The 24,896-nt window shown below is 66.3% G+C and carries 24 protein-coding genes, 1 tRNA gene and 1 riboswitch; of the genes, 15 read left to right on the top strand and 10 right to left on the bottom strand.

The features are described from left to right. Window positions 1-64 precede the first annotated feature (64 nt). Together ACFVWT_RS12480 and ACFVWT_RS12475 are read right to left on the bottom strand one after the other, a co-directional pair. Entirely contained in the window at window positions 65-343 is a 279-nt protein-coding gene (locus ACFVWT_RS12480) for a hypothetical protein (protein WP_390248125.1), read from the bottom strand. A 331-nt stretch (window positions 344-674) separates the two neighbouring features. Next, the gene (locus tag ACFVWT_RS12475) at window positions 675-1,529 is read right to left on the bottom strand and encodes a LysR substrate-binding domain-containing protein (protein ID WP_390248123.1); all 855 of its coding nucleotides are present in this window, start codon (window positions 1,527-1,529) and stop codon (window positions 675-677) included. 133 nt (window positions 1,530-1,662) lie between these two features. Here ACFVWT_RS12475 and ACFVWT_RS12470 point away from each other — a divergent pair, with 133 nt between their 5' ends. Beyond that, window positions 1,663-3,168, top strand: coding sequence for an MFS transporter (locus ACFVWT_RS12470; RefSeq protein ID WP_390248121.1), 1,506 nt, complete (start codon window positions 1,663-1,665; stop codon window positions 3,166-3,168). On the opposite strand, the gene ACFVWT_RS12465 is transcribed toward ACFVWT_RS12470, so the two are convergent. From ACFVWT_RS12465 to ACFVWT_RS12455, 3 genes are all read right to left on the bottom strand, one after another. Continuing rightward, on the bottom strand, window positions 3,101-4,261 hold the full coding sequence (locus ACFVWT_RS12465) for a N(5)-(carboxyethyl)ornithine synthase (protein WP_390248119.1): 1,161 nt from the start codon (window positions 4,259-4,261) through the stop codon (window positions 3,101-3,103). The genes ACFVWT_RS12470 and ACFVWT_RS12465 overlap by 68 nt on opposite strands. Then, window positions 4,258-4,407, bottom strand: coding sequence for a hypothetical protein (locus ACFVWT_RS12460; protein WP_198011525.1), 150 nt, complete (start codon window positions 4,405-4,407; stop codon window positions 4,258-4,260). Before ACFVWT_RS12460 ends, ACFVWT_RS12465 begins: the two co-directional genes overlap by 4 nt. Before the next feature lie 79 nt (window positions 4,408-4,486). Next, a tRNA-Gly gene (locus ACFVWT_RS12455) sits at window positions 4,487-4,560 on the bottom strand. A gap of 266 nt (window positions 4,561-4,826) precedes the next feature. On the opposite strand from ACFVWT_RS12455, the gene ACFVWT_RS12450 reads away from it, so the two are divergent. Next, the gene (locus ACFVWT_RS12450) at window positions 4,827-5,273 is read left to right on the top strand and encodes an SRPBCC family protein (RefSeq protein ID WP_390248117.1); all 447 of its coding nucleotides are present in this window, start codon (window positions 4,827-4,829) and stop codon (window positions 5,271-5,273) included. A 16-nt stretch (window positions 5,274-5,289) separates the two neighbouring features. Here ACFVWT_RS12450 and ACFVWT_RS12445 read toward each other — a convergent pair whose 3' ends face one another. After that, window positions 5,290-7,047, bottom strand: a complete 1,758-nt coding sequence (locus ACFVWT_RS12445; protein ID WP_390248115.1) for a CAP domain-containing protein — start codon at window positions 7,045-7,047, stop codon at window positions 5,290-5,292. Between the two features lie 157 nt (window positions 7,048-7,204). Between ACFVWT_RS12445 and dcd the strand changes: the two genes are divergently transcribed. Continuing rightward, complete coding sequence (dcd, locus tag ACFVWT_RS12440; protein WP_043430109.1) at window positions 7,205-7,780, top strand: dCTP deaminase; 576 nt, start codon at window positions 7,205-7,207, stop codon at window positions 7,778-7,780. Window positions 7,781-7,851: 71 nt separating this feature from the next. Here the strand turns inward: dcd and ACFVWT_RS12435 are convergent, their stop codons facing one another. From ACFVWT_RS12435 to ACFVWT_RS12425, 3 genes are all read right to left on the bottom strand, one after another. Then, window positions 7,852-9,042, bottom strand: a complete 1,191-nt coding sequence (locus ACFVWT_RS12435; RefSeq protein WP_390248113.1) for a cation:proton antiporter — start codon at window positions 9,040-9,042, stop codon at window positions 7,852-7,854. A gap of 5 nt (window positions 9,043-9,047) precedes the next feature. Beyond that, on the bottom strand, window positions 9,048-9,530 hold the full coding sequence (locus tag ACFVWT_RS12430; protein WP_209742048.1) for a cation:proton antiporter regulatory subunit: 483 nt from the start codon (window positions 9,528-9,530) through the stop codon (window positions 9,048-9,050). A gap of 64 nt (window positions 9,531-9,594) precedes the next feature. Then, the gene (locus tag ACFVWT_RS12425; RefSeq protein ID WP_390248111.1) at window positions 9,595-10,998 is read right to left on the bottom strand and encodes an MFS transporter; all 1,404 of its coding nucleotides are present in this window, start codon (window positions 10,996-10,998) and stop codon (window positions 9,595-9,597) included. A gap of 221 nt (window positions 10,999-11,219) precedes the next feature. Here ACFVWT_RS12425 and ACFVWT_RS12420 point away from each other — a divergent pair, with 221 nt between their 5' ends. Genes ACFVWT_RS12420 through mnhG form a run of 6 tightly spaced genes read left to right on the top strand, consistent with a single transcriptional unit; the run spans window position 11,220 to window position 17,768 of the window. Continuing rightward, the gene (locus tag ACFVWT_RS12420; protein ID WP_390248109.1) at window positions 11,220-14,264 is read left to right on the top strand and encodes a Na+/H+ antiporter subunit A; all 3,045 of its coding nucleotides are present in this window, start codon (window positions 11,220-11,222) and stop codon (window positions 14,262-14,264) included. After that, on the top strand, window positions 14,261-14,896 hold the full coding sequence (locus tag ACFVWT_RS12415; RefSeq protein WP_390248108.1) for a Na(+)/H(+) antiporter subunit C: 636 nt from the start codon (window positions 14,261-14,263) through the stop codon (window positions 14,894-14,896). The genes ACFVWT_RS12420 and ACFVWT_RS12415 overlap by 4 nt, the downstream gene beginning before the upstream one ends. Next, window positions 14,893-16,527: a Na+/H+ antiporter subunit D gene (locus tag ACFVWT_RS12410; protein ID WP_390248107.1), complete on the top strand. Its 1,635-nt coding sequence runs from the start codon at window positions 14,893-14,895 to the stop codon at window positions 16,525-16,527. Before ACFVWT_RS12415 ends, ACFVWT_RS12410 begins: the two co-directional genes overlap by 4 nt. Next, a complete protein-coding gene (locus ACFVWT_RS12405) occupies window positions 16,524-17,069 on the top strand; it encodes a Na+/H+ antiporter subunit E (protein WP_390248106.1) in 546 nt (181 codons plus the stop codon). Before ACFVWT_RS12410 ends, ACFVWT_RS12405 begins: the two co-directional genes overlap by 4 nt. Beyond that, window positions 17,066-17,344, top strand: coding sequence for a monovalent cation/H+ antiporter complex subunit F (locus ACFVWT_RS12400; RefSeq protein WP_390248105.1), 279 nt, complete (start codon window positions 17,066-17,068; stop codon window positions 17,342-17,344). Before ACFVWT_RS12405 ends, ACFVWT_RS12400 begins: the two co-directional genes overlap by 4 nt. Then, window positions 17,334-17,768, top strand: a complete 435-nt coding sequence (mnhG, locus tag ACFVWT_RS12395) for a monovalent cation/H(+) antiporter subunit G (protein WP_390248104.1) — start codon at window positions 17,334-17,336, stop codon at window positions 17,766-17,768. The genes ACFVWT_RS12400 and mnhG overlap by 11 nt, the downstream gene beginning before the upstream one ends. Before the next feature lie 112 nt (window positions 17,769-17,880). Here mnhG and ACFVWT_RS12390 read toward each other — a convergent pair whose 3' ends face one another. Beyond that, a complete protein-coding gene (locus ACFVWT_RS12390) occupies window positions 17,881-18,144 on the bottom strand; it encodes a DUF4235 domain-containing protein (RefSeq protein WP_011693690.1) in 264 nt (87 codons plus the stop codon). A gap of 151 nt (window positions 18,145-18,295) precedes the next feature. Continuing rightward, window positions 18,296-18,438, top strand: a riboswitch (TPP riboswitch). A gap of 73 nt (window positions 18,439-18,511) precedes the next feature. On the opposite strand from ACFVWT_RS12390, the gene ACFVWT_RS12385 reads away from it, so the two are divergent. The 6 genes from ACFVWT_RS12385 to ACFVWT_RS12360 all read left to right on the top strand — a co-directional run bounded on the left by ACFVWT_RS12385 (window position 18,512) and on the right by ACFVWT_RS12360 (window position 24,885). Continuing rightward, window positions 18,512-19,144 (top strand): ECF transporter S component, encoded by a 633-nt coding sequence (locus ACFVWT_RS12385; protein WP_390248103.1) that lies wholly within the window; start codon window positions 18,512-18,514, stop codon window positions 19,142-19,144. Window positions 19,145-19,160: 16 nt separating this feature from the next. Continuing rightward, entirely contained in the window at window positions 19,161-20,801 is a 1,641-nt protein-coding gene (locus ACFVWT_RS12380; protein WP_390248102.1) for an ABC transporter ATP-binding protein, read from the top strand. Next, window positions 20,798-21,601: an energy-coupling factor transporter transmembrane component T family protein gene (locus ACFVWT_RS12375; protein WP_390248101.1), complete on the top strand. Its 804-nt coding sequence runs from the start codon at window positions 20,798-20,800 to the stop codon at window positions 21,599-21,601. The genes ACFVWT_RS12380 and ACFVWT_RS12375 overlap by 4 nt, the downstream gene beginning before the upstream one ends. Window positions 21,602-21,709: 108 nt before the next feature. Then, window positions 21,710-23,233, top strand: coding sequence for a UDP-N-acetylglucosamine 1-carboxyvinyltransferase (locus ACFVWT_RS12370; RefSeq protein WP_390248100.1), 1,524 nt, complete (start codon window positions 21,710-21,712; stop codon window positions 23,231-23,233). 73 nt (window positions 23,234-23,306) lie between these two features. Beyond that, entirely contained in the window at window positions 23,307-24,533 is a 1,227-nt protein-coding gene (locus tag ACFVWT_RS12365) for a glutamate--cysteine ligase (RefSeq protein ID WP_390248099.1), read from the top strand. Between the two features lie 28 nt (window positions 24,534-24,561). Beyond that, entirely contained in the window at window positions 24,562-24,885 is a 324-nt protein-coding gene (locus ACFVWT_RS12360; protein ID WP_390248098.1) for a hypothetical protein, read from the top strand. The last annotated feature ends 11 nt before the right edge of the window (window positions 24,886-24,896 follow it).

Here is a 24,896-nt window from a genome sequence, read left to right as displayed (position 1 = left end):
TGCCGGCGGCGTTTTTACATTTGCTGACGTGAAAACTGTTTTGGTGAACGGCGGGAACCGTTCCTTAGCCCAAGTACCAGCCCGGGGGTACCCATGAGGCCGGGACCGAGTGTGCCGAAAATTCTTCGCATCCGGTGCAGAAGTAGGTGACTTCACCCGCCTTCCGGAGAGTGCCGTCGTGCCGGAACTTTGCCGGGACAAACGTCTCCAGGTAGATGAATTCATCCGTCCCGCAGCGTTCGCAGTAGGGGCTGCCTACGAACTCAGTGTCCACCAGGGTGGCGGCGGGATGCGGTTCGCGCTGGCTGACCAGGTCAGCGTGTGCGCTTGATTCGTGGTGCACCGGCGTGTTGTGGTGGGTCCCTATGCCCAGCGGGCGTACCGTTTTGAGTGAGTGGACTGGATTTGAGACTGAAAGATGCGGGTGGTTCGTGGTTGGCGTCATAGCATGCCTATCCCGAACTTTGTCCGTCAGGCGCCCCCAAGGCAGCGTGGGCGGACACGGTTCGTCATCGAATCGTTGTCAGCGGCTTCTGCTTAACCTTTAACACAATTCAGCATAATTTACGCACGTAATAACTTCAATCACTTACGTGGAATAACCACTTGCGCGGGGCCGACTACCTACTTGCTCGATCACCTCCGTTGCGCCCACCAGGGGCGGGCGCCAATTCCTAGGCGGAGCGCTTAATCGTTCGCCCCACAATCGCCTGGGTGAGCGCATCGATTACCTCGGCATTCGCGAGCGGGTTCCGGATCAGCGTGAAATCGACGTCCCCTACTGGCGGCAGGTCAAAGCGGCGGGTGATGATCTTCAGATCGTCCGGAACCAGCGAGGACGGCATCACGGCGACGCCGATTCCTGCCCGTACAGCGGCCAGGACCCCGCTGATCTGCCGGGTTGTGCACGTGATTCGCCAGGTCCGGCCACGGGATTCGAGGGCGTCGATGGCGAGCTTCCTGCTGAGGCTGGGCGACGGGTAGGCGATCAGCGGGACGGGGTCCCCGGGCTCAAGCACGGTCTGTTCCAGGCCCACCCACGCAAAGGCGTCGTGCTGGACCACCGTGCCGTCCTTTGCTCCGGCCACCCATTTCACGAAGACCAGGTCGAGTTGCCCGGCGTTCAGTTTCCGGTAGAGCTGGTCGCTCTGACCCACGGTGAGTTCCAGGTTGATCTGGGGATAGATCTGGCGGAACTCCCGAAGGATGCGGGGGAGCCCGGTGATCGCGAGGTCGTCCGCGGTCCCGAAGCGGAGCCGGCCGCGCATCGCGGACCCGGAGAAATAGCGGGACGCCGCATCGTGGGCCGCGAGGATGGTCCGCGCGAAGCCGGCCATGGCATCGCCGTTGTCCGTCAGACGTACGTCCCTGGTGTCCCGGGCAATCAGGACCCGCTTGGCCGCGGCTTCCAGCTTGCGCACGTGCTGGCTGACCGTGGGCTGGGCCAGCCCCAGCCGCTCCCCCGCCTTGGTGAAGCTGAGGGTTTCGGCGACCGCCAAAAAGGAGCGGAGCTGGGCGGGTTCAAACATGGCACTCCTGCGGGGCTGGGGAAGTACTATTGCGGTTCGCAATGTTAGTTATAGGAACAATACGCTTCCATAATCTCCTAGGGCCACCATAGCGTGGACGTATCCCGCCCGCCCGCACCTTTGAGGATTCCCTGTGGCACCCCCTCCGCCTTTCACGGCAACCGTCAGCCAGCCCGTCATCGATTCCGCCGCATCCCCGCCACCGCAGACCGCACCGCAGCCCCGGGACGTCACCCAGCCGATCGCCGTCGTCAGCGAACGTCTGCCCTGGCGCCAAACCTTCATCTCCCTCCGCGTCCCCAACTTCCGCATCTTTGCGATCGGACACTTCATCGCTGTGATCGCGCTCTGGATGCAACGGATCGCGCAGGACTGGCTGGTGCTGCAGCTTTCGGGCTCCGTTACGGCGGTCGGCATCACGGTGGCGCTGCAGTTCATGCCGTCGCTGGTGCTGGGGCCGTGGGGCGGCATGATGGCGGACAGGTTCCCCAAACGGAAGATCCTCATCCTCTGCCAGTCGGTTGCCGCAGTCCTTGCCGCGGCCCTTGCCATCCTGGCGCTGAGCCAGCGCATCGAAGTGTGGCACGTCTACGCGATCGCCCTGGTCCTGGGGCTGGTCACCGTGCTGGACCAGCCGGCCCGGCAGGTCTTCGTCAATGAACTAGTGGGCCCCACCTACCTGCGCAACGCCATCAGCGTGAACTCAACGACCTTCCAGCTGGGCGGCCTGATCGGGCCCGCACTTGCCGGGCTTCTGCTCACTGCGGTAGGTGCCGGCTGGGCGTTCGCTGCCAATGCGGCGGCCTGCTGTTCCACGGTGGCAATGCTGCTGCTTCTGCGCAAGGACCAGCTGTTCATCACTGCGCCCGCGCCGAAGCGCAAGGGCATGCTCCGGGAGGGGCTGCGGTACGCGCTGAGCAAGCCCACCATCTACTGGCCGTGGCTGATGGCAGGGTTCATCGCCGTTTTCGCCATGAGCCTGCCGGTGCTGCTGGCCGCCTTCGCGGACCATGTGTACGACGCCGGCGCCGGAGGCTACGGCCTGCTGAACGCACTGGTGGCGCTTGGTGCGCTCGCCGGGGCTGTTACCTCCACCCGCCGCCGCCAGCTGCGGCTGCGGTCGGTGGTGCTGGGGGCGGGAATGTACGGCCTGATGCTCTGCCTCGCGGCCCTGGCCCCGTCCATGGTGTGGTTCGGCACCGCCATGGTGCTCTCCGGCTTCTGGTGCCTGATGTTCCTTACCGCTGCCAACCAGCTTGTGCAGGTCAGTTCCAACATGGGAATCCGGGGACGCGTCATGAGCCTGTACATCATGGTGCTGATCGGCGGCCAGGCCATCGGCGGCCCCATGATGGGCTGGATTGCCGAGCACCTGGACCCGCACACCGCCATCCTGGTCTCCGGCGGGGTGCCGGTCCTGGCGGCGGTGACTGTCGCCGTCGTACTGGCCCGGCGCGGTGAGCTGACCCTCAAGGTGAACCTCAAGGACCGGCGCCACCTCGTCCGTATTGTCAGCCGGAAGGCGAAGCGGCCGGGACGCAGGCCCTCAGGGCCGGCGCCCCAGCAGCCCGCTACGCGTCCAGAGGGTCGTGCGGGTACTCCGCCTGCCGCTGCTGGAACTGCAGCACGTCCTTGTTAAGGATCTCCCCGCTGCGGATTTCAATGGCACGGGCGATCGTCTCGTTTCCGGCCCATGCCCCGGGACCCGAGATGACGGTTTCCAGGAAGGGGAGCAGCGCCTCGCTGATCTCCCAGCTGGAGGAGTTCCACAGGTAGGAGGGACTGTGGTCCACGGCGTAGTAGTCGATGTGGTCTCCCACGGTGAGCATGGGCTCGGCGAAGGTGGTGGTTTTCGCCCAGCTGAAGCCCATTCCCTCGTCGCAGGAAACGTCCACAATCAGGCTGCCCGGACGGAACGCGCTGAGGTCCTCTTCACGCAGGTACGTTAGCGGAGCGTTGGGGTCCTGCAGCGTGCAGTTGACCACAATGTCGCTCTCGGCCAGGAACGGCGCCAGCGGAACCCTGCCGCGCTCCGTGATGACCTGGCTGAGGAACGGCGCCTTGTCGTCATGGTCGAACTGGGCGATCCGCACCGAGTGGATGGGCGAGCCGACGGCGGCGACGCCGCGGTTGGTGAGCACCTGGACGTCGTGGATGCCGTGGGCGTTAAGCGCCGTGACGGCGCCGCGGGCCGTGGCCCCGAAACCGATGACGACGGCGGAGAGCCGCCGGCCGTAGACGCCCGTGGAGCCGGTGAGGGCAAGGGCATGGATGACCGAGCAATAGCCGGCCAGTTCGTTGTTCTTGTGGAAGACATGGAGGCCGAAGCCGCCGTCGCCCGCCCAGTGGTTCATGGCCTCGAAGGCGATCAGCGTGAGCTTCTTGTCGATGGCCAGCTGGGTGATGGCACGGTCCTGGACGCAGTGCGGCCAGCCCCAGAGGACCTGGCCGTCGCGGAGGTCCGCCAGGTCCTCCGGCTGCGGCTTGGGCAGCAGGACGACGTCGGCGTCGGCAATGATCTCGCCGCGGGTGGCAATCCGTCCCACGAGGGATGCCAGATGGCGGTCCGAAACGCCGAACCGTTCACCGTAGCCCTCCTCAAGGATAATGTGCCGGCGCAGCTCGGGCGCGATGCGGTCCAGGTGAAGGGGGTGGAGCGGGAGCCGGCGTTCGTCAGGTTTGCGGGTGCTGGCGATGACTCCGAGGCTGAGGTGGTTCGCGGAACCGGTCACTTCTTTTTGGGGCTCGCTGCCTTGGTGGCGGTTGCCTTGTCGAGGGAGCTCGGCGGCGCTGCCGCTGCCCTCTTGTCGGCACGTTTTTCCTTGATGGATTTGCCGGATTTCGCGGATGCTGCTTGACGCGGGGACTTGTCAGCCATGATTGCTCCTGTAGCGGAACCGAAGGGGTTCCTGACTCCTGACGATACAGGTAGCCGCCTAATGGCCCGGCAGGAGGATTGGAGCGGCTGACGGGAATCGAACCCGCGTATCAAGCTTGGGAAGCTAGCGCTCTACCATTGAGCTACAGCCGCAGAGGGACCAGCCATATACCTCGGCCGTGTCCCGGTTGCGTCAACCGGATTTACTTTACCTCAGCCGTGCGTCGTCCCAGAACAGGGACACGGCCGCCAGGCAACAGCACCCTTTCGATAACGCTTCGGTCCTTTCGATAACTCTTCGGTTAAGGCACGGCCGCGGCCGCGCCGCAACCGTCCAGGCTGACTATCCTGTTGGGGTTAGCTGCAGTATCAGGGGAACGGGCTACGCACGAAAGCTGTCCGACAATCAAGGGATCCCCGTGGCATTTGCAGAGTACGAGGTCGTCGTGGAACGCGATGCCATGACCGTGTACCAGTTCCTGCAGGACGGGCTGAACCTTCCCTCATGGCGGGAAGGAATCCGGAACATCGAATTGCGTTCAGGGGCGGTGGGCGCCTGCGGTGCGGTCTACCAGCAGACCCTGGCCGGCCCGGCGGGCCGCCCCATCGCCGCCGACTTCCGGATCACCCAGCTCCGCCCGGGCGCCGAGATCCAGTTCCAAGTGGTTGCCGGCCCGGCCCGCCCGCACGGCGGCTACTACCTGAGCACCGAGGGAACAAACACCCGGGTCAGGTTTGCCCTGGAGTCCCGGCCCAAGGGCCTGGCCGGACTGATGGACTTCATGATCCAACGGACCATGAAGTCTGAAGTCGCGCAGCTGGAACGGCTCAAGGAAGTCCTGGAGTCACGGCCGGCTGAGCCGTAACCGACCTTTGAGCCGGCTACTGCGCGAGGCGCTGACCCGCCCACGCTCCGGTGATGGACGACGGCGACGCCAGGGTTCCGGTGCTGAGGTCCCAATACTGCACCACGTCGCCAGCGCGTCGAAGGGCCAGTCCCGTTGAGTTCAGGCCCGTCACATCCCGCAGCGGACGGACGGCTGTAACGTCCGACCAGCCGCTGGCCACCACGGCCCGGGTTTCAGCGCGCGGTACCGGCGCGCCTGAGCCCCGGAAGAGGCGGACGTACCCGTCCGGCTGCCGTGCCAGCAGGTCCTGGAAACCGTCGCCGTCGTAATCCACCATTGCGAGCCGGTTCGCTGACACGCCGGACGCCATCAGGCTCCGCTCCGCCAGGTCCCCGTTCCCGCGGTTAGGGTACAGCCAGAGGTTCCCGGCGCCGTCCAGTGCCACCAGCTGCGGGAGCCTGTTGTTGGCGCACCAGCCGCCCACTGCCAGGGTCATTCCGGCCCACCCGGACTGGCCCAGCGCCACCGCTGGAAGGAATCCGCCGGCCGCCGAGCCTGCGTGGAGCGTGACCCTTCCATCCGTCCACTGGACCAGGACGTCAAAGACGCCGTCCCGGTCCCAGTCCGTGACAAAGAGTTCCTTCGCAGAACCGAATCCGGTCCCGATGACTTGTTGTGCACCGTATTGCCGGTTCCCCAGGGACGGGCGGTTGATGAGTTCACCGGATGAGTTCACCGACACAAGGTCGGCAGGGCCCTTGATGGCGGCCACCGCCAGGTCCGCGGTTGGCGGCATGTGCCGCACCAGCGGATCGCACACGCTGGCGGGCGGAACGGGCATTGCCGTGCTGCCGCCCGGGCTGCTGGTGGTTCCCGCAGGCAGCGTGCCGTATCCAAAGAAGTCCACCACTCCCCACATGGTGTAGCGGTTGGGCGTGGTCTGCCAGTTGCCGTCCGTGAAGGTGATCCCGATGCCCATCACGTTGAACCGCGGGTCCTTCAGGATTGCGTTGTGGGCGGGTGAGCCCTTCCACCACTCCACAAGCTGTGCGGCGTCGCGGTCCCAGCGGACGGCGATGACCTCACCGGCGCCGTTGGTGGGGCTGAGGGCCCGGGAATCTGTCCAGAAGCTTGAGCGGTGCTCGATCACTTCCCGGGACGCGATGCTGTCCGACCACTCCTGGGCCATCGAGGCAACAGTGGCGTGGTACTTCACCGCGGGCAGTCCAAAGGACGCGCGGTAGCTGTTGATGGCGTTGAACACCGCCAAAATCTGGGACGACGGGTCGTCCCTGACGAGGGCCTGCGTGGTCAGTGATTCGGTCCGGAGGGCTTCGGTGCCCGCGGCGGGTACCGGCTGGGTCTGCGGCCTGGTCTGGGTGAGGGCCGCCAGATCGGCGTCGGTTGCGGACAATGGCGGAACGGACGCCGGCTCCGGCGGGTTTTCCGCTGACGGCGGCGGAGTGCCGGTGGGGAGTGCGCCGCCCGCCGCGTCGGTCGTTCCTGAGGTATCGGCCACAGCGGCAGTTGTGCCGCCCGGGTCCACGTCCGTGATGTCCGGGTCCACGGCGGGGGCGAGGCGTTGCCCCGGTGCGTTATCGACGGCGGCCGTGGCGCCGTCGGACACGAACGACGGCGGACCGAGGGCGACGCTCTGCGCCTGCCAGGCCGCTACGGAGGACGGAGCGGATTCCGGGCTTGAGGAAGGTCCCCCCAGCTGGCCGGCCGCAGGCAAGGTGAGCGCCAGTGCGCAGATCGTGGCTGCCAATGTCCGTGCCGAAATCTTCCTCAAGCCAACCCCAGATCCGTCGGTGCCGGCTCCTTCATGGGGAGCGCGCAACCGTCACAGCCGCAACATCAGACTCATCCTGTATCGGAGATGACGTTCCTTATCAGCAGTAACAGTAACCCCGGACAACGGGCTCGGCAATGGTGCGGTATTTTTGAGTGTGCTGATCTCTGACCGCGATATTCGTGCCGAAATTGATTCCCAACGGATTGTCCTGGATCCGTATGACCCGGTGATGGTCCAGCCGTCCTCCGTGGACGTCCGGATCGACCGGTTCTTCCGGTTGTTCGACAACCACAAGTACGCGCACATCGACCCCGCCGAGGACCAGCCTGAGCTGACGCGCCTCGTGGAAGTGGACCGCGGCGAGCCGTTCATCCTGCACCCGGGCGAGTTTGTGCTGGGCTCCACCTACGAAACCGTCACCTTGCCGGACGACATTGCGGCGCGGCTCGAAGGCAAGTCCTCGCTGGGCCGGCTGGGGCTGCTGACGCACTCCACCGCAGGGTTCATCGATCCCGGGTTCTCCGGACACGTCACGCTGGAGCTTTCCAACATGGCCACTCTGCCCATCAAGCTGTGGCCCGGCATGAAGATCGGCCAGCTGTGCTTCTTCAAGCTCAGCTCCGCCGCCGAATTCCCCTACGGTTCAGGTGAGTACGGCAACCGCTACCAGGGCCAGCGCGGTCCCACCGCCAGCCGCAGCTACCTGAACTTCCACCGCACCGAGATCTGAGAGAGCGTCGCTGAAAAGGCGGCAGGATCTGAGAGAGCGTCGCCGTAAAGGCGGCAGGATCTGAGGGAGCGTCAGATGGGGCGGGCGGCAGGCCGGGGTTTCGCCGGGCGGCGCAGCATCTTCACGACCGGTTCCACGTAGCGTGCCGCCAGCGGACCCATGATTGCCATGATGAGCACGTAGGCCGTGGCCAGTGCCGCGAGATCGTGCGGCACCACACCCGACGCCACCGCCAGGCCGGCGATGACGATCGAGAACTCGCCGCGCGCAATCAGGGCGGCCCCCGCGCGGAAACGGCCGGGCAGGCCAATTCCTGCCCGCTTCGCCGCCCAGATTCCCGTGATCATCTTGGTGGCGGCCGTGACGACCGCCAGGATCAGCGCCCACCCCAGTACCGGCGGGATGGATGAGGGATCGGTGTTGAGTCCGAAGACCACGAAAAAGATGGCCGCGAACAAGTCCCGGAGGGGTTCGAGGATCCGCGTTGCGCTGTGCGCCGTGGCACCGGAAATGGCGATGCCCAGCATGAACGCCCCCACCGCGGCCGAGACCTGCATGGCGGCGGCCAGACCTGCAACCAGGAGCGCCGCGCCGAGGAGGTTCAGCAGGAACACCTCGGAATTTTCGCTGTGCACTGCCTTGGACACGTGGTGCCCGTGCCGGAGGGCCACTATCAGCACCACGGTCACCACGCCGAGCGAAATCCCGACCGTCTGCAATCCCACCAGGAAACTGACCCCGGCCAGCGTGGCGGTGAGGACGGGCAGGTAGACGGCCATCGCCAGGTCCTCGAAGACCAGGATGGAAAGGACCACCGGGGTTTCGCGGTTACCGATCCGGCCGAGGTCGGTGATCACCTTGGCGGCGATTCCGGAGGACGAGATGTACGTGACGCCGCCCATCACCATTGCTCCCACCAGGCCCCAGCCCAGCAGCACGGCGAGCCCCGCCCCCGGAATGAAGTTCAGTACGAGGTCCAGGACGCCGGCCTGCCAGGACCGCCGGAGGCCGGTGACCAGTTCAGCCGCCGTATATTCCAATCCGAGCATAAGTAGCAGCAGGATCACACCGATCTCGCCGGAAAGGTGCGCGAATTCGTGCATTCCTTCGAGCTTGACGAGTCCGCCGGCACCAAAAAACAGACCGCCCACCAGGTACAGGGGAATGGGGGACATTCCGATCCGCCCGGCCAGCCTGGCCAGCAGGCCAAGGCAGAACACGACGGCCCCCAGCTCGATGAGGGTTAGCGCGAGCGGATCCATGCCGCTCAGCCGTTGCGCAGGATATCGGCTGCTGTATCAAGACCTTCTTGCGTTCCGACCGCCACGAGCAGGTCGCCCGGGTGGAGGACGACGTCGGGCCCCGGGGAGGGGAGCACCTCGCCTTCCCGCATGATCGCGACGATGGAGACGCCGCTGCGGGTGCGGATGCAGGCTTTGCCCATGGGCTGGTTATGGAACGGTGAGTCCCCGCCGATGGAGAACTGGCGGGTAACAATTCCCGGGATTTCACGGTGCTCTTCGGAGAGCTGCATGGCCAGGCGCTGCCCGCCCAGCAGGTTGCCCAGGGCCGCGGCTTCGTCGGCGGTCAGGGGGATGGACGCCTGGCACGTGTCGGGATCGTCCCAGGTGGAAACGATCAGCTCGGTTTGACCCTCGCGGTATTCCACCACGCCGATCCGGCGGCCGGAAGCGGTCATGAAATCCTTGCGCCTGCCGAGGCCAGGGAGGTCTGTCTCATCCACGTTCATGGCACCAGCCTAGTCCGCACGGAGGGTGTTGGAGGGTCGAATTGACGAATTGCCGGCCGGACGTTCAGGCCGCGGGAACCACGGCGATCTCGACCTTTCCGGGCGCCTTGACCGGCAGCAGCACCAGCAGCCCGGCCAGCAGCACCACCATGATGCCGAGGATGCCCCAGCGCTGGGCTTCACCAGGCGCCACAAGCGGCGCCGCCACCGCAATGCAGAGGGTGAAAAGTGTCGGTGCCAGGAAACTGACCGCGCGGCCGGTGGTGGCGTACAGGCCAAAGAGCTCGCCGGATTCGCCATGCGGCGCCAGCCGGGCAAGGTAGGCGCGGGAGGAGGACTGGGCGGGCCCAACGAAGAGGCACAGGAACAGCCCGAAGACCCAGAACGTGGTGGTGCCCGCCCAGGCCTGGCCGAAGAAGACGTAGCTGCCGTTGCCCAGGACCAGAATGACGGTTCCCGCAATCAGCAGGCCGGCAAGCGAGCCGATGATGACGGCTTTCGGCCCGATCCGATCGTCCAGGAAGCCGCCGATCATGGCTCCCACAGCCGCAACGATGTTGCCGAAGATGGCGAAGAAGATGACTTCCTTCAGTTCGAAGCCGAAGGTTCCCGCAGCGATGATCCCGCCAAAGGTAAAGACGGCGGCCAGGCCGTCGCGGAAGATAGCGCTGGCCAGGAGGAAGAAGATGGTGTGCGGGCTGGTCCGGTAGATCGCCTTGATGCGGCGTACCAGCAAGCCGTAGGAAGCCAGGAATCCCAGCTTGGCGGCCCGCTGCGGCCGGGGCAGCTCGGGTACGGCGAACAGGACTGGCAACGCAAAGACGAAGAACCAGAGGGCAGAGAACACCGCCACGAGGCGGATATTGAGGCTGTCTTCGGTGGACGCCCCGAACCACGCAAAGCCCGGCTGGACGAACAGCTGCAGCACGATCAGCAGGGCGACGATGCCGCCCAGGTATCCCATGCCCCAGCCGAAGCCGCTGACCTTGCCGATGTTCTTTGGAGTGGAAATCTGCGCCAGCATGGCGTTGTAGTTCACCCCGGCGAATTCGAAGAAGACGTTGCCGAGGGCGATGAGCGTGACGCCCAGCAGCAGGAACTCCGGCCGCGGAAACACAAAAAAGCACAATCCGGTCAAAACCGCGACGGCGGCCGTGTTGACGCCCAGCCACAGTTTCCGGCGGCCGCCGGTGTCCGAGCGCTGGCCCGTCACCGGCGCCAGCAGGGCGATGGCCGCCCCCGCAATCGCCAGCGCACCGCCGAGCACCGCCGACGCCTGGTCCTCGCCGCCGAAGGCGTTGGAGGTCAGGTACACCGTGAACACGAAGGTGGTCATCACGGCATTGAAAGCCGCCGAACCCCAGTCCCAGGCGGCCCACGCGAGGACTTTGCCCTTGCTGGTGGCCAACGTTCCGGACTCCAGTTCGGACGGGGGCTGCGTAGCCGCGGAAGCGGTGACGGGGTTCATAGGCTGAATGCTATCCGGCCCTGGCGATACGACGAACCATTTGCAACGGCGAGTGAACAGGGGGTGGAAACTCCCCGGCGTCGCGGGGAATCCGCCCCGCGACGCCCGGGCGGGTGGCAAAAGTGTTTGCATCCGCTTGATAAACTGTGTGCACCGAACCTGACGAATGACCGCCTGCTCCAACTTTTGACAATCGAATTCCTGACGTTGCGGAGATACCAGTGATCACAGTCCTTGCCGTGCATTTCGCGGTGGCTGCCGTGGCGCCGTTCTTCTTCCGGAGGTTCCGCAGGAATACGTTCTACGCGCTGGCTGCGGTCCCCGCCGGCTCATTCGTCTGGCTGCTCCTGCAGCGCGACGCCGTGTACCAGGGAGCCTCGGGCCAAGCCTCCGCAACGCCACCCTTCACGGGCAGCGCCGTCACCGAGATTCTTCCCTGGATCCCGGAACTCAAGATCGAGCTGGCGTTCCGGATGGACCCGCTGGCCTGGATCATGTCACTGCTGGTGCTCGGCGTGGGTGCCCTGGTGCTGGTCTACTGTGCGCGCTACTTCAAGAACAAGGACAGCAACCTGGGCGGTTTCGGCGCCCAGCTCCTGGCCTTCGCCGGGGCGATGTTCGGCCTGGTCACGGCCGACGACCTGCTCCTGATGTTCATCTTCTGGGAACTCACCACCGTCCTGTCCTACCTGCTGATCGGCTACGCACGCACCCGGCTCTCCGCCAGGCGTTCGGCCCTGCAGGCCCTGATGGTCACCACGGCGGGCGGCCTGGCCATGCTGGTGGGCCTCATTATGCTGGGCTCCAGCGCCGGAACCTACCGGATATCGGCCATCCTGGAACAGGCTCCCGGGCTGGCCGCCGGACCGGCAGCGGGAGCCGTGGCCGCCGCCGTCGTTCTGATCCTCATCGGTGCCGTGACGAAGTCCGCGCTGATCCCGTTCCATTTCTGGCTCCCCGGAGCCATGGCGGCGCCCACCCCCGTGAGCGCATACCTCCACGCCGCTGCCATGGTGAAGGCCGGCGTCTACCTCGTGGCACGGCTGGCGCCCGGGTTCGCTGAAACAGCGTACTGGCTGCCCATGGTGCTGGGGCTGGGCCTGGCCACCATGCTGGTGGGCGGGTACAGGGCGCTGCGGCAGACCGATATCAAGCTGATCCTGGCCTACGGCACGGTGAGCCAGCTGGGATTCCTCACCATGGTGGTGGGGCTCGGCAAACCGGACGCGGCACTGGCCGGTTTGGCGCTGCTCCTGGCCCACGGGCTCTTCAAGGCCACCCTGTTCCTGGTGGTGGGGATCATCGACCACCAGTCCGGAACCCGCGATCTGCGCAAGCTCTCCGGCGTCTACAAGGCCTCGCGTGCCCTGGCCGTGGTTGCGGCCATCGGTGCCGCCTCGATGGCCGGCATCCCGCCGCTGGCAGGCTTCGTGGCCAAGGAATCGGTGTTCGAGGCTTTCGTGCACTACGGCACGTCCGGTGATGCGGCCGGCCCCTGGGGGCTGGTAGTGCTGGCCGGGCTGGTCCTTGGATCCATCCTTACCTTCGCCTACAGTGCCCGTTTTATGTGGGGCGCCTTTGCGTCGAAGCCGGGCATCGCGCCCACACCGTTCAAGGCCATCAAGCCGTCCTTCCTTGCCGCCCCGGCACTGCTGAGCCTGCTCACTATCGTCTACGGCCTGTGGCCGGCGCCGGTGGACGGCTGGATCCAGCCGTACGCCGCGGAGTTCGTGCACGACGGCGGTGATCCGGCCACCGCCGCCGGCCACCTCGCGCTGTGGCACGGCCTCACGCCTGCGCTGGGCCTGACGGCCATCACTTTCGCGCTCGGCCTGGCAATGTTCTACGGCCGCAACATGGTCGCCAGAGGCCAGAGCCTGGTACCGGCGTGGGTGGACGGCGACCGCGCCTACCAAATGACCATCGGGGCGCTGGATGACGTTGCCGTATGGGTAACGGGACGCACCCAGCGTGGTTCGCTGTTCTTCTACCTCGCGGTGATCCTCACCGTGGCGTTCGCGCTTCCGCTCACCGCCCTCCTCATTGCCGGGAAGCCGCTGCCGGACGGCCTGTACTTCATCGATCCCAATTCGCCGCTGCAACTGGTGGCCGGGGCCGGCATCGTGATCGGGGCACTGGCTGCCGTGCGGGCAAACAAGCGGTTCCTCGCCGTGCTGATGGTCTCCGTGACCGGCTACGGCATTGCCCTGATGTTCGCACTGCAGGGCGCACCGGACCTCGCCCTGACCCAAATGCTGGTGGAAACCATCATCCTGGTGGCGTTTGTCCTGGCCATGCGCAGCCTGCCGGCCGAACTCCGCGACCGCACCGGCGGCAAGTACCGGGTGATCCGCGTGATCATCGGGGCGGCGTTCGGAGTCACCATGATCTTCGTGGCCATCTACGCGATGGGCGCCCGGGTCGCGACGCCCGTCGCCCTAGAGTTCCCGCGGCTTGCCTACGAAGGCGGCGGGGGACTGAACATCGTCAACGTCACCCTCGTGGACATCCGGGCGTGGGATACCTTCGGCGAGATCTCCGTCCTGGCCCTGGCTGCCACGGGCGTGGCCAGCCTCATCTTTGTTAGGGGGCGCGGAGACGGCATCCGGGCCGCCTCCTCCGTGGCAGAAGGGACGGTGGGCCGGCGCTCCGGAGCCGGCCAGAGCTCCCGTGACAGCGCCGCGTTGGCCCTGAGCCGCAAGTTTGCGGCCTCCACCCGGGACGCGTGGCTCGTGGCAGGTCGCACCCTGGCCCCCGAGCGCCGCTCCATCATCTTTGAAGTGGTCACCCGTCTGGTGTTCCACTCGATGATCGTCTTCTCCATCTACCTCCTGCTTGCCGGGCACAATCTTCCCGGCGGCGGTTTCGCCGGCGGCCTGACGGCGGGACTCGCCCTGACGATCCGCTACCTTGCCGGCGGCCGCTTCGAACTGCGGGAGGCCACCCCCGTGGGTGCGGGGACCCTCCTGGGAATCGGGCTGGCCACGGCAGCGGCATCCGGAGTGGTGCCGCTCCTGCTGGGCGGCCAGGTGTTCCAGAGCGCCATCATCGAACTGTGGCTGCCGGTGTTCGGCGACATCAAGTTCGTCACCTCCACCATCTTCGACATCGGCGTCTACATCGTGGTGGTGGGTCTGGTGCTGGACGTGCTGCGCAGCCTGGGAGCAGAAATCGATGAGCACTTTGAAGAGGACCCCGAGGGCGAGACCGAAGGGCAGGAACCGGACGGAGTTCCCGCCGAAACCACCGGGAGGGGGAAGGCATGAGCGTCAACCTGACATTGCTGACCGTCATGGGCGCGCTCTATGCCTGCGGCATCTACCTGATCATGGAACGCAGCCTCACCAGGGTGCTGCTGGGCCTGATGCTGCTGGCCAACGCCACCAACCTGCTGATCCTGGCCACCGGCGGCTACGCCGGCCTGGCACCCATGTTCAGCAAGGACACGGACCCCCGCGACTACAACGACCCCCTCCCGCAGGCACTGATCCTGACATCGATCGTGATCTCGTTCGCGGTGACGGCTTTCATGCTGGGCATCATCTACCGGACCTGGGTGCTGGCGCGCCGCGATGAGATCCAGGACGACGTCGAGGACATCCGCGTTGCCGAAACCCCCAGTTTCGACGCGGAGGACGATTCCGAGATCCCGGTGGAAACCTCGGAATTCCCGCTGACCATGATCGGTTCGGACGGCAAAGGCATCAGTGATTCGGACCTGTCCGCCGGTAGCGGCTCCGGCGACGTTCCAGGCCACGGCACTTCAGGCCGACGCCCGGAAGGCGGCGTGGCCACCGTGAAAGCCGGCGACCGCAAGATCAAAGCCAAGGACGCCGCTGCGGAAGAGCAGCCCGGCTCCCAAAACGTGACTCCCGGCCCGGAAGGAGGCGTGAAGTGAACATCGCAAGCTTTGCCCCGCTCGCCGTCGTACTTCCCATCCTCGGTGCCGCCCTGACGTTCGTGCTGATCCGGCACTCCCGGGCCCAGCGGGCCGTCAGCATCACGCTGCTCTCGCTGACACTCCTGCTCGAATGCGTGCTGCTGGCTTCCGTCTGGGACGGCGGAACCGCGGCCGTCAACATCGGCGGCTGGCTGCCGCCGTGGGGCATCGTGATGGTGGTGGACCAGTTCTCGTCCCTGATGCTGGTGGTCTCCTCCACGGTCAGCCTCGCGGTGCTGGTGTACGCCACCGGCCAGGGCATGGCCGACGGCGACCAGGACGCGCCGCTGTCGATCTTCCACCCGACCTACCTGATCCTGGTGGCCGGCGTGTCCAACGCCTTCCTGTCGGGTGATCTCTTCAACCTCTACGTGGGGTTCGAGATCCTGCTGACGGCAAGCTACGTGCTGATGACCCTCGGCGGAACCGGCCCCCGCATCCGTGCCGGCGTGACCTACGTGGTGGTCTCCGTGGTGTCCTCCGTCCTGTTCCTGATCGCCATCGCCATGATCTACGGCGCCACCGGAACCATCAACATGGCGGATCTTGCCGTCAAGCTCGCGGACCTGGACCCCGGAACGCGGATGCTGCTGCACGTGATGCTGCTGGTGGCCTTCGGCATCAAGGCGGCTGTCTTCCCGCTGTCCTTCTGGCTGCCTGACTCCTACCCCACGGCACCAGCCCCCGTCACTGCGGTGTTCGCCGGCTTGCTGACCAAGGTGGGCGTCTATGCCATGGTGCGCACCGAGACGCTCCTCTTTCCGGGGGACTCGCTGAACACGCCGCTGATGGTGGCGGCCTTACTGACCATGGTGGTGGGAATCCTCGGTGCGCTGGCCCAGAGCGACATCAAGCGTCTGCTCTCGTTCACCCTGGTGAGCCACATCGGCTACATGGTGTTCGGGCTGGCGATGTCCTCGGTGGCCGGACTTGGCGCTGCGGTGTTCTACGTGGCCCACCACATCACCATCCAGACCAGCCTCTTCCTGGTCACCGGCCTGATCGAACGCCGCGGCGGAAGCTCGTCGATCGACCGCGTCGCCGGCCTGGCCAAACTGTCCCCGATCCTGGCCCTGCTGTTCTTCATCCCCGCCATGAACCTGGCCGGCATCCCGCCGTTCTCGGGTTTCCTGGGCAAGCTCGGGCTGCTGCAGGCCGGTGTGCAGCTTGGCACCCCGCTGGCCTACGCCCTGGTGATCGGCGGCGTTGTGACCAGCCTGCTGACGCTCCTGGCGGTCGCCCGTGTCTGGAACCGCGCGTTCTGGCGCAAGCCCGAGGACGCAGAGAACCCGGACCCTGTGCTGCTGGCGGCTCCTGAGGACTCCGACACGGGCGACCGCGCGGGCAAGCGCAACGTCACGCTGCTGCCGCGGACCATGGTGGGATCAACCCTGGGCCTTGTTGCCTTCGGCGTGGCACTCACCGTCTTTGCCGGGCCGCTCTTCCGGGTGGCGGACCAGTCGGCCGTGGAAATGCTGGACCGGTCCGCGTACATCCAGGCCGTGCTGGGCGAAAACGCCCCCGTGCCCCCGATCGCGCAGCCTGAGCCTGGACAGCCTGGGGTCCCACAGCAGGAGGGGAAGAAATGAACCGGCGACGGATCTCGATCCGGCAGGAACTGCCCCTGCTGGTCTGGCTGGTGTTCGTCTGGGCCGCGCTCTGGCAGGACTTCAGCCCCGGTAACCTGCTGTTCGGTGCGCTGATCGCCGTTGTGGTGGCACGGCTTTTCTACCTGCCCCCGGTGGAGCTGGGCGGCCGCTTCAGCATTGTGCGGGCAGTCCCGTTCGCAATCGTGTTCCTGGGCAAAGTGGTGGCCGCCAGCTTCCAGGTGCTGTACTTGGCGCTGGCCCGCGGGCCCAAGGTGACCAACGCCGTCGTCGCCGTCAAGCTGCGCAGCCACTCGGACCTCATGGTGACCGCCACCGGCCACGTCATCTCGCTGATTCCGGGCTCGCTGGTGGTGGAAGTGGACCGCTCCACGTCCACCCTCTATATCCACGGACTCAATGTGCGGAGCGGAGAGGACATTGTGAACCTGCGCAAAGAGGTCCGGGATGCCGAGGCGGCACTCATCAGGATTATGGGCACCCGCGAGGAACTGGCCGCACTGAAACAGGAGGTGGGCGCATGATGGACGTCGTCCTGACCGTAACGGCCGTGATCCTGTCCCTGGCGGCAGCCGGGGCGATTGTCCGGATCGCCATCGGCCCGTCCCTGCTGGACCGGGTGCTGGCCTCTGACGTGCTGCTGGCCATCATCGGTGCCACGCTCTGCATTGACATGGCCGTCAACGGGCACCTGAACAACCTGATGCTGCTCGTGGCGCTGTCCATCATCGGGTTCATTGGATCCGTGACCGTGGCGCGCTTCGTGGCCGACCGGCGGGAGCAGCCCCATGAATCCTGAACCCTCCGCCGTGGACACAGTCATTGATGCAGTGTCGGCCGTCTTTATGGTGGTGGGCGCCCTGATGTCCCTCGGTGCGGCCATCGGCCTGTTGCGCTTCCCCGACCTGATGAGCAGGATGCACGCCGCCACGAAGCCCCAGGTGCTGGGACTCTTCCTGCTGCTGGCCTCGGTGGGCCTGCAGCTGCGGACCTGGTGGGTGTGGCCCGTGTTGTTCGTGGCGTGGATCTTCCAGGTGCTCACCGTTCCGGTGTCCGCCCACATGGTGGGCCGGGCAGGCTACCGCACCAAGCACCTGCACAAGGAACTGCTCACCACGGATGAACTGGAGGCCGTGGTGCTGAAGGCAGCCGACAAGAAGGCCGCCGCGAGGCAGGAATCAGAAAAGCGCGCCGCCGACGAGGACGACGACGGCGCAGCCTAAGTGGCGGCCCGCAAGTTCCGGGGCGCCACCCCTGGTGGAGTTTTTGTCCAGATATCGCGACTTGGAGGTCAATTACCTCCCGTTATCTGGACAAAAACTCTCCCGGGTGGGACTAAACGATGTCCTGGCTCTTGGCGAAGCGGGTGATGGCACGCTGGGTGCCCCGGTTGGCCAGGACCTGGATGATGGCGCTGACAGCCGCCGAGATCAGTGCGAAGGTCAGGGCGCTGCGCAGGGTGGTGGGGACGTCGTCCTTGTCGCCCTTCGGGGGCTTGCGGCCGGTGATCTTTTCCCAGACGACGTCAACGGCCTTGGTGCCGGCAAATCCGGCAAGCAGGCTCACTCCGGTTCCTAGCAGCTTGATGAAGAAACTCACTCCAGTACCCCTTACAGGTGGGAAACGACGGAAACAGGGCTTCCCCTAGCCTAACCGCATCACCCCGCCCGGATCACCGCGCATTGTGACACCCGCACCGGGATTTCGCGGGTCCGCGGGTGTAAACTGATCCACGCCCACAAAGGGCGAATTGATACGACAGGGGAGCGTCGCCGTCGGGCATCACTGGAATATTCCAGGGAACCGGAGGCGGGCGCTGAGAGTGCGGACAGCCGCAGACCCTCGAACCTGATCCGGTTAGTACCGGCGCAAGGGAGTCGAGTTCTCAGAGTGTCCGGCAGCAGGCGGCGGAAGCCGTGGACGGTCCGGGGAACACTCTCCCCTCCTGTACCTCAGGAGGAAGAAAATGACTGGAATGACGGCCAAGCAGACGCTTGGCAACAGCAAGTACAACTGGCGTGTGGTGGACATCGTGGTTGCCGCGTTGATCGCCGTAGCCGGTGGTGTCATCTTCTGGGCCTGGTCCCAGGGGGCCGCCGCAGTTTCGCCGCCCATGAACGCCGTCTACCCGCCGCTGACCGGCCTTATCGCAGGCGGCTGGATGATTCCCGCCGTCCTGGGCATGCTGATCATCCGCAAGCCCGGAGCGGCCCTGTTCTGCGAAACAGTGGCCGCCACCGGTGAGCTGATCATGGGGTCGCAGTATGGTGCCTCCGTGCTGTTCTCCGGCTTCGTGCAGGGGCTCGGTGCGGAGATCATCTTCGCGGTGTTCGTTTACAGGAAGTTCAACCTGCCCGTTTCGCTGCTGGCCGGTGCCGCCGCAGGCCTCTTCTGCGGCCTGAACGATTCGTTCGCCCCGTGGGGTTGGAACATCGCCTACGCCGCCGGCGACAAGCTGGCCTACATCATCTTTACGGCCATCTCGGGCGCCATCATCGCCGGAGGCCTGTCCTGGCTCGCCACCCGCGGCCTGGCCCGGACCGGCGTGCTGAGCTCCTTCGCCTCCCGCAAGGCAGCGACGGAGCCCGTCTTCTCCTGATGAACGCACACTGCTCATGACGTCTTCCGACACCGTCCGCCCGGCAGCGGTTACGGCGCGCGGCTGGGGCTGGCGGCATGCCGGCCGGCCCCTCCCTGCCGTCCAGGGCCTGGACCTGGACATCCAGCCGGGCGAACGCGTGCTGCTGCTGGGTCCTTCCGGAGCGGGCAAATCCACGCTGCTGCACGCACTCGCCGGGGTGCTCGGGGACAGCGACTCCGGAGCCCGCCACGACGGAACGCCAGATGCCGACGACTCCGACGAGACCGGCACCCTGCTGATCGACGGCGCCCCGCCGCGTTTGCAGCGCGGGCGCGCCGGCCTGATGCAGCAGGACCCCGAGACGCAGGTGGTCCTTTCCCGCGTAGGGGACGACGTCGCCTTCGGCGCAGAGAACCTCGCCGTCCCGCGCGCGGACATCTGGACGCGCGTCGGAGCGGCGCTCGACGACGTCGGACTGGCCCACCTGCCGCTGGACCACCCGACGTCGGCCCTGTCCGGCGGCCAAAAGCAGCGCCTCGCGCTTGCCGGCATCCTCGCCATGCGCCCGGGACTGCTGCTCCTCGACGAGCCCACTGCCAACCTGGACCCTGCGGGCGTCCTGGAAGTCCGCGACGCCGTGGGCCGGTGCCTGGACAAGACCGGGGCAACACTGGTGGTGGTGGAACACCGCGTGGGCGTTTGGAAAGACCTTGTGGACCGGATCGTGGTGCTGCAGCCAGGATCCGCCACGGACAACGCGGTGCTCTTGGACGGCCCCCCGGACCAGGTCCTGGCGCAGGCGCGGGACATGCTCGTTGCCGCAGGCGTCTGGGTGCCGGGATACGTTCCCGCCACCCGGGCGCGAACCGGTGCAGCCCTGGAGCCGGACGGCGTGGGAGCGCCGGGTGCCTCCGGGACCTCCGGCGCCAACGGAGATCCGGGGGCCGGGAACCTCTTGCTGGCCGCGGAGAACCTCGCAGTCTCCCGCGAACGCCCCCGCCGGCGGCGCTTCAAGGCCGTCCCGCCGGTCCCGGTGCAGTCCGGCATTACCGCGCAGGTCCGGGCGGGCCAGGCATTGACCATCACGGGGCCCAACGGTTCCGGAAAGTCCACGTTTGCCCTGACCCTCGCAGGGCTGCTCCAGCCGGTGGCGGGGACGGTTTCCGCCACGCTTGACCTCAGCGAAGGCGCCGGCATTGACCCGTACAAGTGGAAGGCGGAGCAGCTGATCTCCCGGATCGGAACCGTGTTCCAGGAGCCGGAGCACCAGTTCGTCACCGGCCGGGTGCTGGATGAGCTGATGTTCGGCCCGCGGCACCTGGGCCACGGCGAGGACCGCGTGGACGAACTCCTGGAGCGCCTCCGGTTGACCAAGCTGGTGGACGCGAACCCCTACACGCTTTCCGGCGGGGAGAAGCGCCGGCTGTCCGTCGCCACCGTACTGGCCGCACATCCCCGCGTGCTGATCCTCGACGAGCCCACATTCGGCCAGGACGCCAACACCTGGGCCGAGCTCGCATCCTTCCTGTCCGAACTCCTCGACGCCGGCACCGCCGTGGTGTCGGTGACCCACGACCAGGAGTTCAGCGATGTCCTGGGCGGCACCGAGCTGAAACTGGGCGCGCCAGAACCCGGCCGGTCCGGACTGCGCAACCCGGAGGTGGCTGCACCATGAGGGAAGCGCTGACCCTCCAGGCCAACCACGCCCTGCTGACCCGGGCCAATCCGCTGGCCAAGTTCGCCGTCGTCATGCTGATGACCGTGGTGTTGGCGCTGTCCATCGACTGGGTGTCCGCCTCCGTTGCGCTGGCCTTCGAGCTGCTGCTCTTTCCGCTGGCCGGACTGACCGTCGCGTTGCTCTGGCAGCGTGGCTGGCCGCTGATCCTGGCGGCCGCACTGGGCGGTTGGAGCACCTCGATCCTGTCGCCGGACGCCGGAAGGATACTGCTCGACGTCGGCATCTGGTCCATCAGTGAAGGGTCACTGGAGCTCGGGCTGGGATTCCTGCTGCGGGGACTGGCGATCGCCCTTCCCGCGGTGCTGCTGATGAGCTGCACGGACCCCACGGACTTGGCCGACGCCCTGGCCCAGAAAGCGAAGCTGCCGCACCGCTTTGTGCTGGGCACGCTGGCCGCCATGCGGCTCGTGGGGCTGATGGCCGAGGAATGGCAGACAATCGGCATGGCCCGGCGCGCCCGCGGCGTGGGTTCGCACGGGAGCCCGGTGCAGCGCCTCCGGGCGACGCTGGGGCAGAGCTTCGGACTCCTGGTCCAGGCCGTGCGCCGGGCTTCACGGCTGGCCGTCACTATGGAGGCTCGGGGGTTTGGCGGTGCGCAGCGGACCTGGGCGCGTGAGTCCACGTACAGCACGCTGGACATCTGGGTGGTTCTCGGCGGTGTGCTGATCGCCACCGTGGCGGTCTGTGCGGCCGTTGCGGCGGGAACGTGGAACATGGTGTTCCTCGGGCAGCAATAGCGGCCGGCTATCACACCGCATATCGCATGAGGTGAATATTCTGTGAGCTAGGTAGCGCTTTGCGGCGTTTCGCGCCCCCGAATAGCTCATGCGTGATATTTTTCTTGTATGACTCAAGAGACTGCTGAACACGTTGGCCTGCTGCTCCGCGATGCCCGCGGCGAAAAGGGCTGGACCCAGGGGCAGCTGGCGGCCGAGCTGGGCACCAGCCAAAGCGCCATCGCCCGGATGGAACAGGGCAAGCAGAACCTCAGCCTCAAAATGATCCAGCGGCTCGAGGCCATTGTTGGCCGCAGCATCGTCAAAGTGGGCCGGCCGCAGATGACACACCTCCGGGTGGAGGGCGGCCGCACGCTGTCCGGTTCGGTGGACGTCAACAGCAGCAAGAACGCCGGAGTTGCCCTTCTCTGCGCCAGCCTCATCAACCGCGGCACCACCACGCTGCGCCGGCTGGCACGGATCGAGGAAGTGAACCGGATCGTGGAGGTCCTCACGAGCATCGGCGTCGAATGCACCTGGCTCAATGCCAACGACCTGCAGATCCGCCGCCCCGCCGTCCTGGACCTGGATTCCATGGACGTGGAGGCTGCCCGCCGCACCCGCAGCGTGATCATGCTGCTGGGACCGCTCCTGGACGAGTCCGCGGAGTACCGGCTCCCGTACGCGGGCGGCTGCGACCTGGGCACCCGCACCGTGGAGCCGCACATGCAGGCCCTGCGCCAGTTCGGCCTGTCCGTGGAAGCCACCTCGGGCTTCTATTCGGTGCAGGCTCCGCCGGCCGACGGCGACAACCGCACCTTTGTACTGAGCGAACGCGGCGACACGGTCACCGAAAACGCCATTATGGCCGCCGCCCACCGCCGCGGCACCACGGTGATCCGCAACGCAAGCCCCAACTACATGGTCCAGGATCTCTGCTTCTACCTGCAGGGCCTGGGCGTGGAGATCGACGGCGTGGGGACCACCACGCTGAAAATCACCGGGGTGCCCTCCATCGACGTCGACATCGAATACTTCCCGTCGGAGGACCCCATCGAAGCGATGAGCCTCATCACCGCCGGCATCGTGACCAATTCCGAGGTCACCATCCGCCGGGTTCCCATCGAGTTCATGGAGATCGAACTCGCCACCCTGGAGCAGATGGGCCAGGAGCTCGAGATTTCCGGGGAGTATTTCGCCCGTAACGGCCGCACCCGGCTGGTGGACGTCACCACCAAACCCTCCGCATTGCATGCCCCCACGGACAAGATCCACCCGATGCCGTTCCCGGGCCTGAATATCGACAACCTGCCCTTCTTCGCCGTCATTGCCGCCAATGCCGAAGGCCAGACCATGATCCACGACTGGGTCTATGAGAACCGCGCCATCTACCTGACCGAGCTCAACAAGCTGGGCGCCCGGGTCCAGCTGCTGGATCCGCACCGGATCTATGTCAATGGACCCACGCGGTGGCGTGCCGCCGAGGTGGGCTGCCCGCCGGCGCTGCGCCCCGCTGCATGCATCCTGCTGGCCATGCTGGCCGCCCGCGGGGTGTCCGAGCTGCGCAACATCTACGTGATCGAGCGCGGGTACGAGGACCTGGCCGAGCGGCTCAACACCATCGGCGCCAAAATCGAGTACTTCCAGGACTGACCCGTCCTGCCCTGTACGACAGGCGCCGTTGCGGCGCCTGTCGTACAGGGCCGTACAGGAGCACAATGTATGCATGCGAACTTTCGGGGTTGAGGAAGAGCTGCTGATTGTGGACCCCGTGACCGGGGAGCCGCTGGCGCTGGCGGACGCCCTGCTGGCAGGGCGGAAGCTTGCTGCGGACGATGCCCCGGACAAACCCCGGATCCCGGACCCCCACGATCCAACCCGTGACGACAACGACACCGGACTGACTGCCGAACTGAAACTCGAGCAGATCGAAACGCAAACCCGCCCGTGCCTGAACTATGAGGAGCTGCTCCTCCAGATCCTCCAGGGCCGGGCCCTGGCGGACACCGCCGCGAAGAAGCACAATGCGCGGGTGGCCGCGCTGGCGACTTCGCCGATTGCCTCCACGACGCACACCACGCCGAATCCCCGCTATGCCACCATGCAGGAGCGCTTTGGCCTCACCGTCCACGAGCAGCTGACCTGCGGGTTCCACGTCCACACTTTCGTCGAATCCCCGGAAGAAGGCGTGGCCGTCATCGACCGGATCAGGGACAAGCTGGCGGTGCTCACCGCGCTCAGCGCGAACTCGCCGTACTGGAACGGCGTGGAAACCGGCTTCGAGAGTTACCGCACGCAGGCCTGGAACCGCTGGCCGACGTCGGGTCCCTCGCAGATCTTCGGGACGCACTCCATGTACCGCCGCGTGGTCACCCGGCTGCTGGACAGCGGCGTGCTGCTTGACGAAGGCATGATCTATTTTGACGCGAGGCTTTCCCGCAACCATCCCACCGTGGAAGTCCGGGTTGCGGACGTCTGCCTGCAGGCCGAGGACGCCGCCCTGATCGCCGTCCTGGTGCGCGGCCTGGTGGAATCGGCCAGCAGGGAATGGCGGGCCGGTGTGGACCCCTCGCCCGTGCCGACGGTGCTGCTGCGGATGGCCGCGTGGCAGGCGAGCAACTGCGGGCTCCGGGGAGACCTTCTGGATTTCGGCACGTTCCGTCCCGCTCCCGCAGAGGAAGTGGTGGACGCGCTGGTGGACTATGTGGCGCCAGTCCTGGCGGAACAGGACGAGTTGGAACTTGCCCGGGAAGGCGTGCGGAGAATCCTGGGCCGGGGGACCGGTTCGGAACAACAGCGTGTTGCCATGCAGGAAGGCCTTGCCAGGACCTCGGACGCCGCTGCCGGGCTGGCCGCAGTGGTCGCCCACGCTGTGGACGTGAGCATGCGCCGGACCGAGGCCATCACCGCGCGCGAGAAGGCGCCCGTGCTGTTGCGCGTCCGCCAGTCGTGAACAGGTTCCTACTACCCCGGAGCGCGCCATGGAAACCGAATACGCAACAGTCACGGGACACGATGTCACCACCATCACCTGCGTCTGCGGAAACACCGTCAGCGACGAGGGGCTGATCCAGGCCAACTCCGAAGGCATGCCCGTGCACCTTGGCGAGGGAACTCCCGTCCCGCCCGGGCTGGCCGAGTGGCCGGGGGACGAGGACCTCTACACGCTGTGCCCGGCATGCGGGCGCGTCTACCATGACACCGTCATCGAAGAGACCGGAACCGCGCCCGTGGCTTTCACCGTGGACGTTGCGGCCGGCCCGATAGCCGAAGCGATCCGCCTGCACTGGGAACTGGACACCTGACGTTCGGCGGG

The sequence above is a fragment of the Arthrobacter sp. NPDC058288 genome (assembly GCF_042880995.1).
Taxonomy (GTDB): Bacteria; Actinomycetota; Actinomycetes; order Actinomycetales; family Micrococcaceae; genus Arthrobacter.
This window is presented reverse-complemented; position numbering and strand designations above follow the sequence as displayed.